We start from the raw sequence: 16,806 nt of genomic DNA, 5'->3' as shown, positions 1-16,806 counted from the left end.
TGGAGGGTCGCTGCACCATGAAAGTGGCCTGAAGAGGGTGCGCTCCCTGTGATAAGATGTCGCCCCTTGTTTTGGGTCCGCGAGATTGCACCGTGCACGACAACACCTACCTCCCCGATCACTTCCTGCGTCATATCGCCGCCATCATGCCCGATCACCTCTCCATGGATGAGTTCGTGGCGAGCTGCCGACGACCGCTGCGCCGCAGCATCCGGGTCAATACCCTCAAGATCGGCGTCCCTGAATTTGTCTTGCAGATGCAGCAACTGGGCTGGCAGCTGGATCCCGTGCCCTGGTGCGAGACCGGCTTCTGGCTGAGTCGAGAGGACGAGAGCGTGCCCCTTGGCAACACCGCCGAGCACCTGAGCGGCCTCTTCTATATCCAGGAAGCGAGCTCCATGCTGCCGGTGACGGCGCTCTTTGCCAGCGACAAGGTCAAACGGGATGGCATCTTGCTGGATGCGGCGGCGGCGCCGGGCTCCAAGACCACCCAGATTGCGGCCCTGATGAACAATCAGGGCATGCTGGTGGCCAACGAATACTCCAGCAGCCGCCTCAAGGTGCTGAGTGCCAACATCCAGCGCTGTGGCGTGACCAACGTCGGCATGACCCATTTCGATGCCAAAGTCTTTGGCCAGTGGTTGCCGGAGACCTTCGACGCCATCCTGCTCGACGCCCCCTGCTCCGGCGAAGGGACGGTGCGCAAGGACGACGATGCCCTGCGCAACTGGAGTCTGGCGAGCATTGATGAGATAGCCGCGGTGCAGGCAGGACTGCTGGAGAGCGCTTTTCATGCCCTCAAACCCGGCGGCGTACTGGTCTATTCCACCTGCACCTTGAGCACCCAGGAGAACCAGGCCATCTGCCAATCCTTGCTGGATATATTCGGCGATGCCCTGAGTTTTGACTCGCTCGCGGATCTCTTTCCCGGTGCGGACAAGGCCTGCACCGCCGAGGGTTACCTGCATGTCTGGCCCCAGATCTTCGACAGTGAAGGTTTCTTTGTCGCCCGTCTTCGCAAACACCATTCGGTGCCCAACCCCCTGTTCAAACCGGGCAAGCTCGGCAAGTTCCCTTATCTGCCGCTGCCGGCGAAAGAGAGTGAGCCCATGGTGCGCGAGATCGAAGCCAACTTCGGGGTCGCGCCCCGAGGCGTGCTCTATGGGCGTAACGACGAGATCTGGCTCTTCCCCGAGGTATTCGGGGAGCTGCAGGGCAAGCTGCGCTTCGATCGCATCGGCATCAAGCTGGCGGAAACCTTCAAGAAGGGGTATCGCCTGACCCACGAGTGGGCGCTGGCCTATGGCGGCGAGGCCACTCACGGGGTGGTGGAGCTGGATGCGAGCAATGCGCGGGAGTACATGATGGGGCGGGATGTCTGGCCGGAGCAGGCGGCAGGATCCGGTGAAGTGATTGTCCGTTATCAGGGACAGCCGCTGGGCATGGGGAAATGGGTCGGCAGTCGGGTCAAGAATGCGCTTCCTCGTGAGCTGGTGCGCGACAATAATCTATTCAATACGTGACTACCAATCGCCTCAAGCCGCGCCACAAAAGGGATTGGGTGTCGTCTAGCTGCTGTTAAGGTTTCACAAACCCCTCTTGCTATATCATGTCAAATGGTGGCCCAAGTGATGGCCCAAAATGACGAGATGAGGCATATGGCCGAGGTAGACAAGTTAAATACTGATCGAGAGATCGCCGGGGCTGTGCCTACCGAGGGCAAGGCATCGAGCACGTTCTCTGTTAAGTCGAAACATGGTGGTGGGTTGCGGTTGGAGGTGCGCAAGTGCGGGGCTCGCCGGTTCCGTTACCGCTTCCGGTTGGCTGGTAAACAATGCGATATGGATTTTGGTTATTACCCTGCCACCAGCTTGAAGGCTGCCCGCGAAAAACACGAGCAAGCCGTTACGCTGGTGAAACAGGGCATTGACCCAAGGTCTGTGCTGGAGGCCGCCAAGGTCAAAAACCTTGCGATGCCGACGCTGAGGGAGTTGTTTGATGAGTGGTTGCCGACCAAGACCGCCGCCAACGCTAAACCTAAACCTATTTCTCCGCGTACAGCTAAAGACTATCGAGAAGCGTTTGAGCTGCACCTTGCTCCTGCGTTGGGCAAGGTTCGAGTATGTGATTTAACTCGAAGCGTTTTGTTCCGTCATTTGGAGCAGATCGAGGCAAAAAATGGCACTCGCCTTGCCCTCGGCTTGCTGGGACAGGTTTTAGATCGCGCCGTAGACCTTGAATATATCGACGCGAATCCCGCCCGCAGCATAAAACCGGCGCGAGTTGGCGGGTCTGCTGGGAAGCCAAGGGAACGCTGGCTAGAAACGGATGAGTTGCGCCTGTTGTGGCAGGCTTTGGAGCGGGCCACCAAGGGACCACTTGGTGGGACAACCACCCGATCCACCTCCTTTGTCGTTCGACTGCCTGCGCCTGATTCTTTTTACTGGTGTTCGCCGCACCGAAGCAGCCGAAATGCGGTTTGATCAGATCGACGGTGACCGCTGGACGATACCCGAAACCAAAAACGGGCGCGCCCATGTGATAACGCTTCACCCGCTGGCGCGGGAAATTGTCGAACGCCGAAGGGCTCAATCTAGTAGCCCTTGGGTGTTCGAGTCCACCAGCAGCACAGGACAACCAATTGACCCCAACGCTACCACCAAGGCGCTAATTCGCATCCGCGAGCGCTACCTTGCCGAGCTGGAACCATTCACCGTTCACGATCTGCGCCGAAGTGTATCGACCGGCTGCGGTGAGTATTTGAAGGCTCCTGAACGGCTGGTGGAAAAACTTCTGAATCACCAAGGTGCTGACAAGCTGGTGAGAACTTATCAGGTAGGCGGGATGGTTGAAGACCTGCGCAAACTTTGGCTGGACTGGGGCGATCATCTGCTCAAGAACGTGATTCAAGACGAGGCGACGGCAGTGCCAGTGCCGGATAACGTGGTAGCTATTAACTTTGGGGGCCGTAAGTGATGGCGCATAAAGATTTGCCTTTCATGGCGGCGACTCAAGTCGTGGCAAGGGAGAGGCAGGAGGCAAATATAGCCACCTTGTCGGCAGACTTGGAAAAGTGCGATCTAGAGGATTACCACGACTTGATAGACCACGGCGGCCCCTATGGTGATAGCTTGAGTGATCGATTGTCCCGCTTCGTTTGGGCTGTAGGGGCTGGAAAGCAGCCGTCCGCTGAACTGTTACTACTTGTCGCAGGTGGTGTTGCTGCAAGCCTCGATAGTGGCAAGTTGGCCCCTTGGTCGAAAGCTGGTGTCGGACGCCCCAAAGGTATTAGCAAGGATCGCTTAGCCGCGATTGCTGAAGTGCATTTTTTCAGGCGTTTGCTACCTAACTATGACCAGCGAAAACCAATGCCGTTGTCTGCGCTTGCTGCTAGGCGGGGGTATGCCTCAGAAAAGAGTGTTCGTGAGCTTGAAAGTGAATTGGTGCCCACCTCTGTTCACGATAGGCATTATTTTGCAGACACCATTAAATGGTTGGTGATTTGTGAGGGGCTTGGACCTGTCCGCTACAGCATTAGCGATGACGCCTTGGTGCCAGAGTATTGGGATCCTAGAATCAAGCCGTGATGGAGGGGGAAAATCTTGGAATTTTCCCCCCCTTCATTTCCGTGATCGGATATCCCTTCACTTTTAAAGTGCCCTCGTGAAATCAAATCGATACCAAACGAGAGCAAAATATCATGAGCAATGAAAGCAAGCCGTTTGCCATGTTCCGTGGCGCTGTGAACGGCGAAAATAAGTCCCTCCTGCTGACCGATAAAGAGCTTGCCGCCGAGCTGAATGTCTCCCGTCCTACCCTGTGGCGTTGGCGCAAAAAAGTTCCTAATTTCCCTCAGCCCATCAAAATTGGCCCCCGTGCCGTTCGTTATCGTCGCACTGACATTATTGCCTTTATCGAGGCTGGCGGGGCGTCTTAATCCTCTCCTTGGAATCTGTAATCCGGACAGATGTCGGAGCTGAGGAAAAAGCCGATTGTCGATCTGCGATTGTCGAATTAAGGCCCGTCCATAAATGCAACAACCCCAGTAATGGCATGGGTTTGCGGGGAGCTAGCTTTCTGATTTGATGTAGAGAATCGCGCGGATCTAAATAATACCGTCATAGAGCCCAGCCCCTAGAGCAGTGAGATTTAGAGGTTATTCATGCCAGACCACATTGGCCTTACTAGCTCGATTCAAGCAGCTAGACAGGTTGGAACGAAGCGCAAACAGGGGAAGGTTTACGGCGCTATCACCAAGGACGAGCAGATCGAGATTGACGGATTGAGCTATCCGATAAACAGCGCCAAGAGCGGCTGCCATGTGGAGTGGCTCCAACGCCTGATCCGCCATGCCGTAGCAGTCGAGCAGGTTTATCAACGGGTGCTGATCGTGCGGTTGGAGCTGCGCAACCCGCCCGAGGGTGGCGACAACAAGGCGATCCGGGCTTTCATGGACAAGGCCAGCAAGGCGATCCGGGGTAAGTACGACCACAAGGCCGGGTACATGTGGGCGCGGGAGCAGGAGACCGCCAAAGGGCACCATTACCACGTTGCCCTACTGCTGGACGGGGATCGCGTGATGGCCGGGCAACCCGTGTTCGAGCTGGTAGAACCGATCTGGCGCAACATGGGGGGCAGCCTAGCCAAGGCCAAGACCAAGAAAGGGGCCGAGAACCTGCCCTATTTCATGATGATCGGGCGTGGAGCTGCGCCGCTCACAGACGCGACCTACTGGCTATCGTACCTCACCAAGCCGAGGGGCAAGGGCTACCGCGCCGACTACGCCCAGGACTTTGGAACCGCGCAACTGTCCACCGCCGCGAAGCCAGCGAAGAAGGCCAAGATCGTGAAGGTGGCCCCGATCAGGGGCTGGGTGCCGTCGCATCACTTCATGTTGATGGGGAGCGGGATTACGTTCGGCCAGTTCATTGCCAGCGGGATGGATAAGGCGGCGGCGAACCTATGGGGGCCGGATATGAACCCCGGCGCCATTGGGAAGGTAGTGAATGCGGCAAAGGAGACTGCGCGGCGCATTGTGTTGCGTCGTCGTGGGGACGAGTACCGGAATTATCAGGCTCTGCGTCGTCGTCGTCTGGCTGCTGACAAAGCCAAGGTGATCGCCATGCTGCTAACTGGGGCGACACTCCAAGAGACAGCCGACAAGCTGGGGGCGTCCTTTCGCAATGTGGCGCACTGGTCGCTTACAGACCCGGCAGTGATCGCCAAGCGAGAGGCCGAGCAGGCGGCGTATGAGGCTAGGCAGGAGCAGGCCCGCGAAATGTTCAAGCAGGGGGCGACTCTGGAGGCCGTGAGGGTCGCCACTGGGTTGAGGAATGACAAGGTGATCGAGATTCGCGCCGGTCTGGGCCTTACCGGCAAGAAGCCGCTCAAGAGGGCCGAGGGGCTGCGCCTGCTGGCTGCTGGGCATAGTTCGTCAGAGGTGGCGGAAATGCTTGGGGTGTCCAAATCGACGGCGAACGAGTGGCGTAGTGAGGCCGGGATCGCAGGGGTAACGACACAGCACACGCCAGAGACGCGGGGGGCAGTGATCGCCATGCGGGCGGCGGGGGCAACATATCAAGCCATTGCCGATCACCATCAAATCCCGCTAGGTTCGGTGGTGACAATATGCCGAGCCGCCAAGAAGGCCGCATAGCCGACAAGGCCCGCCATTGAGCGGGCTTTTTTGTGCCTGCTGGTTGAGCTTTACCGATGACAGGGACAGTTAGGCCCGCCGTTCACTCGTTTTACCTGGTAAACGTGAGGGTGAGTCCCATTCTCTGGCCAAATCCGTGAAACAGCCTAAAACGCCCGCTAACGAATTTCCGCCATTTCCCGCCATGACCACACTGTCGCTACCATAGGGAAGCCGTCTGCGCCGATTGGCTAAGCAGTAATGTGGCATGATGAGTCGTTAATCCTCGGCTACGTGAAAAACCGGTCAATTTTGGTCAATGCCAGTCTCACAAAACAGGACAGAACCTGAGAAAACCTGATGCGCCTGTTAGTAAAAGTTAACCTTCTGGCCGAAAACTCCTGCTAGATCGACCCGCAACCCGTGTCCAGTCTGCGCCCTGCCTGACTTTCATGCAAAATTGCCCCGCTTATATCCATACAATTCACGGTGAAAATCCGCTCATATTGTTGCGTTTATCGCACTAATACCTGACTATATATTTCGCATATCGAAACAATTAGAGGTTTTCATGAAAGGTATGCTGAATGCCGAGCAACTGGCCGAGCGGTGCGGTGTATCCCGTCCGACTCTTCGGCGCTGGCTGGCGGATGGAAAGCTCCCGCCTCCCCATGCGGTACTAGGCCAGACAAAGCTGTGGAACGAACGTTGGTTGACCACTTGGTTGAGCAGCCAGCAACGCAACTTGAAGGCAGCCCGAGATCGGGCACAACTGGCCGCCGAGCAAGCCAAATTTGAGCGAGAGCAGCCTTTCGCGGCGGCAGCGGTGCGGAAGTGCCGATGATTAACGTTAAGGCGCTGACGGCCATTGCGGCCAAACAGGTGAAAGCCGCCAAACTGGCGAGCCAGATTGCCCAGAAGACGGTAGAACTAGGCAAGCTGACAGCCCGGCATGAGGCGCTTGTGAAGGGGATCGACAAGGAACTAACTGGCTTGGTGTTGGATGCCCTGAGCAAGACAAGCAACCCGCCCGAGGGCATGAACTTAATCAGTGACAATAAACAGGAAACCGACCAGTAACCGGGGCCTAGTGCTCCCGAATTTCAAGGAGTACCGCCATATGTTCGCCGCAGCTGTCCCTGTATGGCGTGAGGTCGCGCCCTTCAGGAGATGGTGTGATTGTTGGGGAATAAAGAACGGCGGGGAGACCCACCGTATTTATTACTCTAAGGAAGGTGCAAATAAGTCACCAAACACAAAAACGCTACTCGGTAAATCATTGAATTTAAACGACTAAAATTTCAGTTTTGCTGCAGAGGATACTTGTTCGCACCCACCCTAGGTGACTTTATACAATTCTGATAGTTTTCTTTCGATCTCCACTAGTGGATTATCCCACTCCTGATTATTGATAGCGTTTGAAATATGTTTCCAAATAATAAATATATGATCATTGTTAACCGAATAATCATCCGAATCAGAAAGTAAATTCAAAGCTTCTACAATCTCAGTCTGATCTCTATACGGTTCTAAAGATTCAACTAATTCTCTTCTCACATTCATCCGCATATCTCTATTGAACCATGACCTCCTATAGCCATCATGATCGATACCTATTCTATCTATCCTCCCTGAAAGCGCATCTAATATATTGAAAAAAATACATTTTATATTCCTTTCAAATAAAGATTCATTTTGTCTGAGGAAGTATGGGTACTTGGCGTTCTTTATGCGATTTTTATTTATGTTTTTCAAATCCTTAAACTCCTCAGTTGTTAGTAAATTCATACCTAGGGAAGGTGCGAATAAGTCACCAAACACAAAAACGTGACTCGGTAACTCATTGAATTTAATCTACTAAAATTTCAGTTTTGCTGCAGAGGGTACTTATTTGCACCCTCCCTAAGCTGCGAACATTCGATTATGCCTACCGCCTAATCGAACCTACAGCCCAAATTTTCGAATAAATTTGGATTTCTAAATGTTATACATATGTGTCTACGAACTGGTTCTGGGCGACCCCAGATATCATTTAACGCGAACTGGCTTCCAAAAATCCTGATGCCTAAACCGTCTGGGGTTTGCTCGCCAAAATTCTCAGGTGCAATGATTACCGCGAGAGACATACCTACAATGTAAGCAATTGGTAAGTTCCAGTTGTCATGCCCGATACGAAGTCCACCATCGGTATTGAAGGTTAAACGCGGGTCTAATTCGCCTTCATGTGCGATAGGTGTACGACCGAATTTGTACAAGGCTTCATGAAACGTCATCCCATCAAAGTTACAACCCTTAAAAACATTTCCAGTTCCGACGGCGGAAATGAGTACCTCCTCCTCTTGAAGGAAAGCCTTGATACGTGAGCCAACGCCGTCTTTGGGTCGCCGCTTCTTTGCTGTTTTGTCTATTGCTGGAAAAAGATTAACTAACGCTCCCTCACAATCTTGAGCCTCAAGTCGCTCTATGCAATGTTGAAGGCGGCGGCTAATGCCACTTGGTACATTCATGTGCTTTGTCTTCCCTGCTACAAATGTCTCATCATGCCCAAGTACAATGCTCTTTCCTGTGATGTCTCTCAGTAATTCACCATAATCAGTGCATTCCCTCATCCCCTTACCATGGGGCATCTTCTAATTGCTCCGGAATGTCCCATGCCCACTTCCTCCAACTTGAAACTAGCCCTAGAACTGGCGGCCAAGGTCATCGGGCGCGGGTCTGGTTAACGCTGTGTGCGCCCCTTTTGCCGGGCCATGAGGCCAAGCGACTGCTCATGAGGCGGGGAGGATGGTGCCCACGAAATGGGGGCGACTGATACGGACGTATCAAAAACCCATTGGGTTATCTGGGTTTGAAAATGAACCCCTGGGTTTGTTCTGGGATCCCAGAGATAACCGGCTGGGTTTTCACCGATGGAGTCGATTGAGCTGAAAAGGTGGCCCAGTGGAGAGGGGGTGGTGGCCCAAATACCATTAATCCTCGCACCAGCGTGTGCGTAATCTAATACAAGATACTGTTTTAAAAAAATTTAATGTGCCTGTGAACCACCGTAGGGAGTCGAATCAAGAATGCCCTCCCCCGTGAGCTGGTGCGCGACAACAACCTGTTCAATGGGTGAGTGGTATGCCGGTGGCTGGGGTTGGTTCGATGGCGTCACAGACTGATGCTAAACCTGAACGAGTCTGAAAAACCTACACTCTGGTTGAACTTTTAGTCAGATCTTGAAATGCCTTGGGTCTTGTCTACGCTTAAGGCTATCTGCACACCCGTTAGCGCACGGCTCTGCAAGGAGCCAATTCCCCTATGCCAGGTACAAGGAATTCGTACCTGGCTTTTTTTATGCCCTCACAAATGAAGATCGCTGCTCGTGTTCTCTTTATTCCACCGGATCCGGGAGGGGGCTCTCTGCTTCGCGATAGCTGGGCACCAGTTCGTGCTGGTAGAGCAGATCGATGGCCTGTTCGATGAGAGAGGCTTGACTGTCTTCCAGATGTTGGCCGAGATCCTGCAACCGCTCGGCGTGACGATTGCTGATCCAGCATTGCAACCGGCTGTGACTCTCCTGCTTGCGCTTCACATGTTGGCGCTGACGCTCGGCATTGTCCTGCGGCTCTGAAAGCGGTTTTTCTGGCGTGATATTCTGGCTCATATGACCTTGCAACATTCAGGTTTCTTGACTGTTATCTCTCACTTCGCATATTGCGGGCGGCAAAGAAGTGCTTCCTTGCCGCTGCCCTCCCCCCGAGAGAGAGCGTGAAGGCTGTTCAGGGGGACGGCTAAATATACCATTGGATCAACAAGATGCAATTTAACATAAAAAAGGCCCTGACGCAGTTGGGCTGTAAAGGTTAAGTCCTCATGCCCCGCTTCAGAAAAATGGTGATGCCAAAACATGGCCATCCGGTTTCACTGGCGATGACGATCGGCGCGTCGGTAAAGCCCCCATTAAATGACGCAGACGTATATTGCTTCTTGCCCCCTACGCCAGCTCTGGCAAATGCAGAGGATGGTTTCAAGACAATGATGGAGTCAGTGGTCATTGATACCTGTCAAGGTTCCTACCCACATAAAAATCAATGATACTGCCTATCAACATGTGACAGCGAGAATGGGAAAAATATGTTTGAAAATACACCAACATCACCATTGGCACTTAGCCTCAGTGACCTGTCTGCGTCGATCGCCCGCAAAGAATATAAGGCAGCAGAGGTGACGGAGTTGGCACTCCAACGCATTCAGAAATACGATATTGAATTACACGCATTTTGTTTGGTTGATGGCGATGGCGCAAGGCAACAGGCCGAACATATCGATGATTTGATATTAGCCGGCAAGCCAGTCGGCCCCTTGGCCGGTGTCCCCGTTGCGGTCAAAGATTTAATTAGTACCAAAGGCGTTCGTACCACGTTCGGTTCATTATTGTACGAAGATTTTATTCCTGACACTGATGATATTGTTGTTCAGCGCCTGAAAGAAGCAGGTGCCGTCATATTGGGTAAAACGAATACCTCGGAATTTGGTTATGGGGCAGTCGGTCATAACAAGTTATTTCCTACGACAAGAAACCCCTGGAATACCGATCTCACGCCAGGCGGCTCAAGCGCGGGATCTGCGGCGGCGGTCGCGGCAAGAATGGTTCCTCTTGCCTTGGGAAGTGATGGGGGGGGATCTATCCGGATACCCGCCGCACTGTCGGGTGTGTTTGGGATGAAACCCTCCTGGGGGCGCGTTCCTCTTTATCCCGGTTGCAGGGATGAGCGCTATCCCGGCCAGTCAGGATGGGAGTCGCTGGAGCATATTGGCCCGCTGACGCGCAGTGCGGCTGATGCGGCGCTGGCACTCTCTGTCCTCAGTGGCCCATCCCCTTATGATCGCCATTCCATTCCTGCTGAATCAGATGACTGGGCGTTAAAAAGCATCGATTCACTGCGACATTGTCGATTTGCCTACTCGACGGATCTGGGTTTTGCCGTGGTAGATCCTGAAATCATTGCCGCCGTTGATAACGTCGCCATGCGATTGAAAGCCGTATTTGGCAATATGGAGCAGGCATTCCCCGCCATAGGAAATAATGAAACGTTGTTGGATACAATCGTTGCGCTAGAGACGGATCGCTCAGGTTTGATATCAATGTCGGAAGATAAAGGGATTGCCATTGACGGTTGGCTGGGCAGTATTCTTGAAAGAACATGGTCGGGAGATCAATTCAGCCATGCCTTGGTCGAAAGAAAACGTATTGTAAATGCGACTGCCCGTTTTATGCAGAATTTCGATTTTCTGATCACCCCAACGACGGCATCGGCAGCCTTTCCCATTGATACTTATGGCCCTTCACTGATTGCCGGAAAAGCATTGCCCCCTTCGGCTTGGGTGCCATTTTCGGCACTGGCAAACTTTACCGGGCTCCCGGCGGCCTCTGTTCCTATCGGGTTCACTCGGGATGGTCGCCCCATCGGATTGCAAATCATGGGCAGGCACTTGGATGATCGCGGCGTATTAGCCTTGTCTGCGGTGGTTGAATCGCTGTTCCCAAGTGTCCAATGGCCAGGCCCGGCACTCTAAGAGACAGGGTCAGCGATTGACGATGATTACGCTTAGCTGGCCCCTCCCCCGGTTGATACCGGGGGCGCCTAATGGCCGATAAACATCTCAGTTGTAATCGATGGTCACCATGCCCTGGACCATGACGGTGCCCGGGGTCAGGCTCTCCTCGGTCTGCACATATTCGGCTGAAAACGGCAGGCGGATGAGGTTTTTTCCACTGCCGAGGTTTCGCAAGGGAAACTCGCTGCCGCCGGCATCGAAGGCCTGACCGGGGGCCAGCCGGACCGGGTTACCCCCCTGCTGCAATCTGACGCCCAGGCCGCTGGCGGTGGAGCCCGGGATCAGGGTCATGATGTCGGTGGCATTGGTCAGGCTGGTGATGTCGCTGATGTTGAAGCGGGCATCAGCGCTTTCATCGCATTTAAAGTCGAGATTGAAGGGGGTGGAACCCGCGCTGTCCCCGACCCCTTTGAAGGCCCCGCGGGCGATCTGTGGCAACCGGACCTGTACATCCGGCTCTTGCAGGCTGCAGGTCTGGGTGATGACCTCGGCGTTCAGCCCCAGTGTCAGGGTGCTGCCAGCATCATTTCGGTTGGCCCATTCGTTGCTGTTGCAGCCCAGTTGAAATTGCATGTCGAATGAGCCTGACTGCAGATCATTCGAGACCTTGATGGCGCGAAAGTGGATGGGCACGGATTGCTGCCCTGTCTGGATGGGCACCCCGGAATCATGTCTGCCTGATGAGTCCAAAGGAAGCGCTTGGCCGGTGGCGTCGAGGAACTGATAGCCGATGCTGGGTGGCATGCCCGCATAGGTATAGACATCGCTATAGCCGGGAACCAGGGTCGGGATGACACCCGACATAGGGAAGAGGGCCCAACCGCCGCCGCCCACACAATCTTGCCTGTTGTTGGACCAGGCCGAGGTACAACTGATATTGGCGGTCAGGCGCGCATCCGAGCCCGGGATCAGGCTGCCGACCGCGGTGTTCTCCGTCAACTGGCTATTCAACATGGCCGTGCTGGGCAGATCGCCGCTGCTGCAGTTATTGGTGGCAGCCGCCCGGGCCGGGAGCGGCAAGGACAGTGACACACTCAGGCAGAGCGCCATCAACAAGGTCCAGCACAGGCTTATCCCGTTATGCATGTTTCTCTCCTCGGTGTCGCCGGGCTGTGGCAGGGTGATAATCCTGCACGGCGTTGCAGCGTCTCAATACACAGATGAACACCTGAAAAAGCATAGTGCGACCAGGTGGTGAATCGTTAAAAGACATCATATCCATATGCTATCCAGTCTTGATTTTAGATATTTGCTCTGTCGTGATGGTGATTTCTGGTTTTATATTTCAATATGAGATCCTGTCTTGCCGGGTTTATGGGATGTCGCCCTGGCGACCCAGAGAGCATCAAGGCAATGTCATGGTGACGATGGCCTGGGCGCTGAACTCCCCCACATCGATGGCCTGGTCGAGCAATCGGGTGGGATATACCTTGACGAAGAACTGTGTCGACCCGTTGCTCGATGGCACCGACACCGAATTCTCAAATCCCAATCCAATGGGGTTATGGTTGTCATCCAGCAACCCGATACCGACACCGGGCAGGGTGGTCTTGATCAGATTGCCTTCCGAGCCGGAAGCACTCTGGAAGGTATAGTCAATCACCTGGTTGCTCTGCATATTGACGCAGTCCACGCCGAGATCGAGCCGGGCCGGTGTCGGGCTGCGCGGGGGTTCCTCTGTGTTGAGTGCATACTTGGCTGTCTTGCCCAGATCCACGGTAAAAATATCGCCTTGCCTGAAAGTACAGGAGGTGTCGGCATTCAGTTGTATATTGGCATCCACATAGGCGAAGGGATATCGGTAGTCTACTGAGCCAGGTGTCGCCGCCAGTCGCCAATAGAGCGTGGCGAGCCGCCCGGAAAAGGAGACCTGACCGATAATCCCCTTGCGCAGCCGAAATTCCGTCTTGATTTGATTGCCTGTGGCGACACCGGTCACCACGGAATCCCGGCCATTGCAGGTGGATAAACCGGCATTTTTTACATTGCTGAAAGGAACCTGCTGAAAGCCTGGCCCATAGATATAAATATATGTTTTGACCTCGATATAATCATTGAGTATCTGCCAGCCATTGCCCGCATCCGGCAAATCCGTTGTCGATGTGAAATAGGAATAAAATCGCCCATCTTCCCTGCAATCACAGATCCCTCGGCCGGCTTGTCCCGATGCGCTCGCTTCTTGGAACACAGTGCCCGCCGTATTTCCCGTGGTGTCCGTTGTCAAATCAGAATCAATCGTGAATTGATGAGTCACGACGGGAGCGCCTTCACACTGGTCACGATATTTTGCTGATGCCATATTGGACCAGGTAACACAGAGAGACAGCGAGACAATGGCTGTTGCTCTCAATAGAAAGCAAGGTTGGGTAATCATGAAATTCATCATGGCGGTATTGATACCCTCCTAATCAGTTGAGTCTTGATGTGTATCGTCCCGTTGCGGTGAGGCCATTGGGATAGCTCACGACCGGAAATGAAAATGCGAAAAAGGACTTATTAAAGACCCTTTCCGCGTGCGCAATTTATCCTTATTTGTGATTGTTTAAAAAATCAAACACATTGCTTTGGCATATGCCTGGGGGTCATTCATACCTCGTGCCCTTTATTGCTCGTTATTGCTCGTTATTGCTCGTTATTGTGCAAACCTTTGACTGGCCTGCATCAGGGGAGCGTGACCGTCACTATGGCGTTGGCCGAATATGCCCCCGGCTCGATGGGGTCGCTATATCCCGGCGTCTTGGCGGGATAAAAACGCAGATCCATGCTGGACTGACCGTTCTGGAAGGGGTGCAGTGTGCTGTGAGTGCTCCCCAGACCGATGAGGTTGCCAGCGTCATCGGTCATGCCGACCACGACACCAGGGTTGCTGGTGGCGAGATAAGGACCCTCGGCACTCGGTGCCCCCACGCCGTTGAAGAAGTATTCCAACTGAGTGGGGGTATTGATCAAGTTGCTGCACTCTATGGTGATATTGAGGGGCTTGGGGGCGTATCCCGGGGGGGGCGCACCGTCCTGCAGGCTTTGTCTTGGCACTGAGCCGAGATCAACGGTAAAGACCTCTCCCCCCTCAAAGCTGCACTCGGCACTGGATTTGACGGTGAGATCCATATAGTACTCTGCGATGGGAAAGGCACGATCGGGGATGTTGCCGTAGGTGCGGTAGAGCCGGCCTAAAATGCCGCTGAATTTCGACTCTCCCAATATACCTTGGTGAGCTTGATATCGAAGCTGCCCCTTATCCCCTGCGAATCTTGAAACTGGTTGTTGGCACTGTTGCAATCCTGACTATAGGAAGAAAATCGCTCAAACGGCAGTAGCAGAAGACCCGACGTGGGCGCATTGTAAATTGCCAATTGCAGGCGAAGCTGGATGCTCTCGTTGAGGATGGCCCAGATATTGCCAGATTGACCGTTATCAGGGAGAGAATAATAGGCAGAATAGGTCACGTTCGTGAAGGTGTAGGGGTCTGGGCAGTTGCAGACCACGGTGGACTCGGCCCCCGTGTTGAAAGCGTTCTTGTAAATGACACCGGAATTGACATCTTGCCCATCATCGCCAGCATCTACCACGGCCGTGACATTGCGGATAAGGTCACCGCTGCACTGTTTTTCTGGCAAGCCTGCCGGGATCTCGGCGGTGGCGGCAAGGGCCTGATGCGCGGGGAGCAGGCAGGAGAGCGCGAGCAGCTGCCAGGCTAGAGTAATAACATATAAAGAATCGTCATTACTTGGATATTTATGTGCCTATGGAAGTGACACCGTTATAATGGCGCGTGCCACGAATTCGCCATTATCAACGGTCTGCCCTGCCAATCTAACGGGGTATGGCTTGAGATAAAACGAGGTGGAAGAGTCTTGCAAGGGGACCGACACTGAGTTATTGATGCCGAGTCCGAGCGGATTGTCGTTGCCATCCATGAACCCTATTCCCAAGCCCGCGAGGCTGGTCAATAAATAATCTCCACTCGAGCCTGAGGCGCTCTGGAAGGTATAATCGATATTTGGATGCCCATCGACAGATTGACAGTCAAGGCTAAGGTTGATCATCTTGGGGGTATATCCATTGGGTACCCCTCCCTCATTCAAATTGGATCTCATGATTTTACCCATGTCGATCTCAAGGGATCACTGAGTGTCATGCTGACCCGCAGGCGATGTTCATAGAAGCGAGCGATGTAGTAGCGGGCAACCAGCAGCGGCAATACGGTGGCATCCGCTCTCCCCGCCAGCAACGCGGCCAGTGCGTCGGGAACATCCCTGACCTCAATCAGCTTGATGTCGGGGTATTGCTCCTTCACCAGAGTCATGGATGCATAGCCCTGTGGCAGCACCAGGGTCTTGCCTTTTAGCTGGTCAAACGCGGTAAAGGACTCGCTTCCCTCCCTCACCACCATGGAGTGGGCATGGTCAGGTAGGTGCGACTGAAGTTCATCTCCTGGCGTCTCTCTTCGGTCGATGAGAGATCGGCGAGCATATCGACCTCTCCCCTGTGCAAGGCCGTGAAGGCATCACTGATGGAGCCAAACCGTGTCATCTCGATATCCAGCCCGGTCTGGGCCTGGATCCTGGCCAGCAGATCGGCCGTGAGGCCGTAGTAGCTGCCGTCCTCCCCAAAATAGGATTGCGGTGGATAACTCTCGGCGGCCCCGACCCGCAATTTTGGATGATCGCGGATCCAGGCAGACAAGTTGTCATTGAAGACGATGGGCTCCGGCCGCATGAGGCCGCCACCACTCCAGCGCTGCAGTATATTGTTTCGCTGCTCCTGGCTTACCCCTGTTTTTATAACTGCATTCAATATATTTTGCAGTCTTTCATTCCGGCTATCGACGACGAACTTGTCGCCTTTTGGCTCTTTTCCCCAGAATATCTTGCTGACCTGCAACTCGTTGGCGTAATAGGTGTTCACGAGAAAATAGGCGGAGACGGAATCGCTCAGGATGGCATCGACATGGCCGAATGCGACGGAAGAGAATGAATCCATGTGGGTTTTGAAAGGGATCGGGGTGGCTTGGGGCAACAAGGCTTCTGCTATCTTGGGCCGGATATCGATGATGTTGTATGCCACGCTCAACCCTCGCAGCGTCTCCATCACTGAGCCATGTTCATTGGTGCGGCGCACCAGCACGGGGCCGGAGCGGATGAACGGATCGCTCATGAGCAGATCAGGGAATTGATCGAGGGGGCTCAGGGTGGTCATGATATCCACGTCCCCGTTTTTCAGCGCCTTGACGGCCTGCTCGACATTGTCGTAGAGCCGGATCCGGATCTTGATGCCCAGCTCGCGCTTGAGGATCTCGAGGTAGTCCGCCGTGATGCCGGTGAACTCCCGGCTCTCGGCCCCCAGACGAAACGGCGGGAAATCCGGACCATAAGTACCCAGGGTCAAGGTCTCTTTACGTCTGAGCCAGGCCCAATCCGCGGGGCCGAGTTCTGTGCTGTGCAATACGGGTTGTGTCCTGCCAACCAGTTCCAGCGGTGTCCCTGTTTCGACAGGGGTGACGCGGCTTGCATGCGCAAGTCCACAACCAACGCTCAGTACCAGCAACAGGATCCGGGGAAAAGGTGAAG

18 protein-coding genes are annotated in these 16,806 nt (G+C 54.2%); 10 read left to right on the top strand and 8 right to left on the bottom strand.

Going from position 1 to position 16,806, the window contains the following annotated elements:
• Positions 1-92 precede the first annotated feature (92 nt).
• From rsmF to ACW5W7_RS10675, 8 genes are all read left to right on the top strand, one after another.
• Positions 93-1,523 (top strand): 16S rRNA (cytosine(1407)-C(5))-methyltransferase RsmF, encoded by a 1,431-nt coding sequence (gene rsmF / locus ACW5W7_RS10710; protein WP_456501684.1) that lies wholly within the window; start codon positions 93-95, stop codon positions 1,521-1,523.
• A 135-nt stretch (positions 1,524-1,658) separates the two neighbouring features.
• Positions 1,659-2,483 carry an integrase arm-type DNA-binding domain-containing protein gene (locus tag ACW5W7_RS10705; RefSeq protein ID WP_456501683.1) on the top strand — a complete coding sequence of 275 codons (825 nt, stop codon included), beginning with the start codon at positions 1,659-1,661 and terminating at the stop codon, positions 2,481-2,483.
• On the top strand, positions 2,473-2,976 hold the full coding sequence (locus ACW5W7_RS10700; protein WP_456501682.1) for a tyrosine-type recombinase/integrase: 504 nt from the start codon (positions 2,473-2,475) through the stop codon (positions 2,974-2,976). The genes ACW5W7_RS10705 and ACW5W7_RS10700 overlap by 11 nt, the downstream gene beginning before the upstream one ends.
• A complete protein-coding gene (locus ACW5W7_RS10695; protein WP_456501681.1) occupies positions 2,976-3,587 on the top strand; it encodes a hypothetical protein in 612 nt (203 codons plus the stop codon). The genes ACW5W7_RS10700 and ACW5W7_RS10695 overlap by 1 nt, the downstream gene beginning before the upstream one ends.
• A gap of 113 nt (positions 3,588-3,700) precedes the next feature.
• On the top strand, positions 3,701-3,937 hold the full coding sequence (locus ACW5W7_RS10690; protein WP_456501680.1) for a helix-turn-helix transcriptional regulator: 237 nt from the start codon (positions 3,701-3,703) through the stop codon (positions 3,935-3,937).
• A 225-nt stretch (positions 3,938-4,162) separates the two neighbouring features.
• Complete coding sequence (locus tag ACW5W7_RS10685) at positions 4,163-5,656, top strand: YagK/YfjJ domain-containing protein (RefSeq protein ID WP_456501679.1); 1,494 nt, start codon at positions 4,163-4,165, stop codon at positions 5,654-5,656.
• 550 nt (positions 5,657-6,206) lie between these two features.
• Positions 6,207-6,479 carry a helix-turn-helix transcriptional regulator gene (locus ACW5W7_RS10680; RefSeq protein WP_456501678.1) on the top strand — a complete coding sequence of 91 codons (273 nt, stop codon included), beginning with the start codon at positions 6,207-6,209 and terminating at the stop codon, positions 6,477-6,479.
• Complete coding sequence (locus ACW5W7_RS10675) at positions 6,476-6,715, top strand: hypothetical protein (RefSeq protein ID WP_456501677.1); 240 nt, start codon at positions 6,476-6,478, stop codon at positions 6,713-6,715. The genes ACW5W7_RS10680 and ACW5W7_RS10675 overlap by 4 nt, the downstream gene beginning before the upstream one ends.
• An 854-nt stretch (positions 6,716-7,569) precedes the next feature.
• On the opposite strand, the gene ACW5W7_RS10670 is transcribed toward ACW5W7_RS10675, so the two are convergent.
• The gene (locus ACW5W7_RS10670) at positions 7,570-8,262 is read right to left on the bottom strand and encodes a hypothetical protein (protein WP_456501676.1); all 693 of its coding nucleotides are present in this window, start codon (positions 8,260-8,262) and stop codon (positions 7,570-7,572) included.
• 746 nt (positions 8,263-9,008) lie between these two features.
• Positions 9,009-9,281, bottom strand: a complete 273-nt coding sequence (locus ACW5W7_RS10665) for a RepB family protein (RefSeq protein ID WP_456501793.1) — start codon at positions 9,279-9,281, stop codon at positions 9,009-9,011.
• A 470-nt stretch (positions 9,282-9,751) separates the two neighbouring features.
• Between ACW5W7_RS10665 and ACW5W7_RS10660 the strand changes: the two genes are divergently transcribed.
• The gene (locus ACW5W7_RS10660; RefSeq protein WP_456501675.1) at positions 9,752-11,194 is read left to right on the top strand and encodes an amidase; all 1,443 of its coding nucleotides are present in this window, start codon (positions 9,752-9,754) and stop codon (positions 11,192-11,194) included.
• 87 nt (positions 11,195-11,281) lie between these two features.
• Here the strand turns inward: ACW5W7_RS10660 and ACW5W7_RS10655 are convergent, their stop codons facing one another.
• The 3 genes from ACW5W7_RS10655 to ACW5W7_RS10645 all read right to left on the bottom strand — a co-directional run bounded on the left by ACW5W7_RS10655 (position 11,282) and on the right by ACW5W7_RS10645 (position 14,344).
• Positions 11,282-12,322, bottom strand: coding sequence for a fimbrial protein (locus ACW5W7_RS10655; RefSeq protein WP_456501674.1), 1,041 nt, complete (start codon positions 12,320-12,322; stop codon positions 11,282-11,284).
• Between the two features lie 259 nt (positions 12,323-12,581).
• Entirely contained in the window at positions 12,582-13,610 is a 1,029-nt protein-coding gene (locus ACW5W7_RS10650; protein WP_456501673.1) for a fimbrial protein, read from the bottom strand.
• Positions 13,611-13,897: 287 nt separating this feature from the next.
• The gene (locus ACW5W7_RS10645; RefSeq protein WP_456501672.1) at positions 13,898-14,344 is read right to left on the bottom strand and encodes a fimbrial protein; all 447 of its coding nucleotides are present in this window, start codon (positions 14,342-14,344) and stop codon (positions 13,898-13,900) included.
• Positions 14,345-14,778: 434 nt separating this feature from the next.
• Here ACW5W7_RS10645 and ACW5W7_RS10640 point away from each other — a divergent pair, with 434 nt between their 5' ends.
• Positions 14,779-14,934, top strand: a complete 156-nt coding sequence (locus tag ACW5W7_RS10640; protein ID WP_456501671.1) for a hypothetical protein — start codon at positions 14,779-14,781, stop codon at positions 14,932-14,934.
• A 45-nt stretch (positions 14,935-14,979) separates the two neighbouring features.
• On the opposite strand, the gene ACW5W7_RS10635 is transcribed toward ACW5W7_RS10640, so the two are convergent.
• The 3 genes from ACW5W7_RS10635 to ACW5W7_RS10625 are packed head-to-tail and all read right to left on the bottom strand — an operon-like array spanning position 14,980 to position 16,783.
• A complete protein-coding gene (locus ACW5W7_RS10635) occupies positions 14,980-15,333 on the bottom strand; it encodes a fimbrial protein (protein WP_456501792.1) in 354 nt (117 codons plus the stop codon).
• Entirely contained in the window at positions 15,330-15,629 is a 300-nt protein-coding gene (locus tag ACW5W7_RS10630) for a hypothetical protein (protein WP_456501670.1), read from the bottom strand. Before ACW5W7_RS10630 ends, ACW5W7_RS10635 begins: the two co-directional genes overlap by 4 nt.
• Entirely contained in the window at positions 15,620-16,783 is a 1,164-nt protein-coding gene (locus tag ACW5W7_RS10625; protein ID WP_456501669.1) for a transporter substrate-binding domain-containing protein, read from the bottom strand. Before ACW5W7_RS10625 ends, ACW5W7_RS10630 begins: the two co-directional genes overlap by 10 nt.
• Positions 16,784-16,806 lie beyond the last annotated feature (23 nt).

Source organism: Aeromonas intestinalis (genome assembly GCF_054052485.1).
This window is presented reverse-complemented; position numbering and strand designations above follow the sequence as displayed.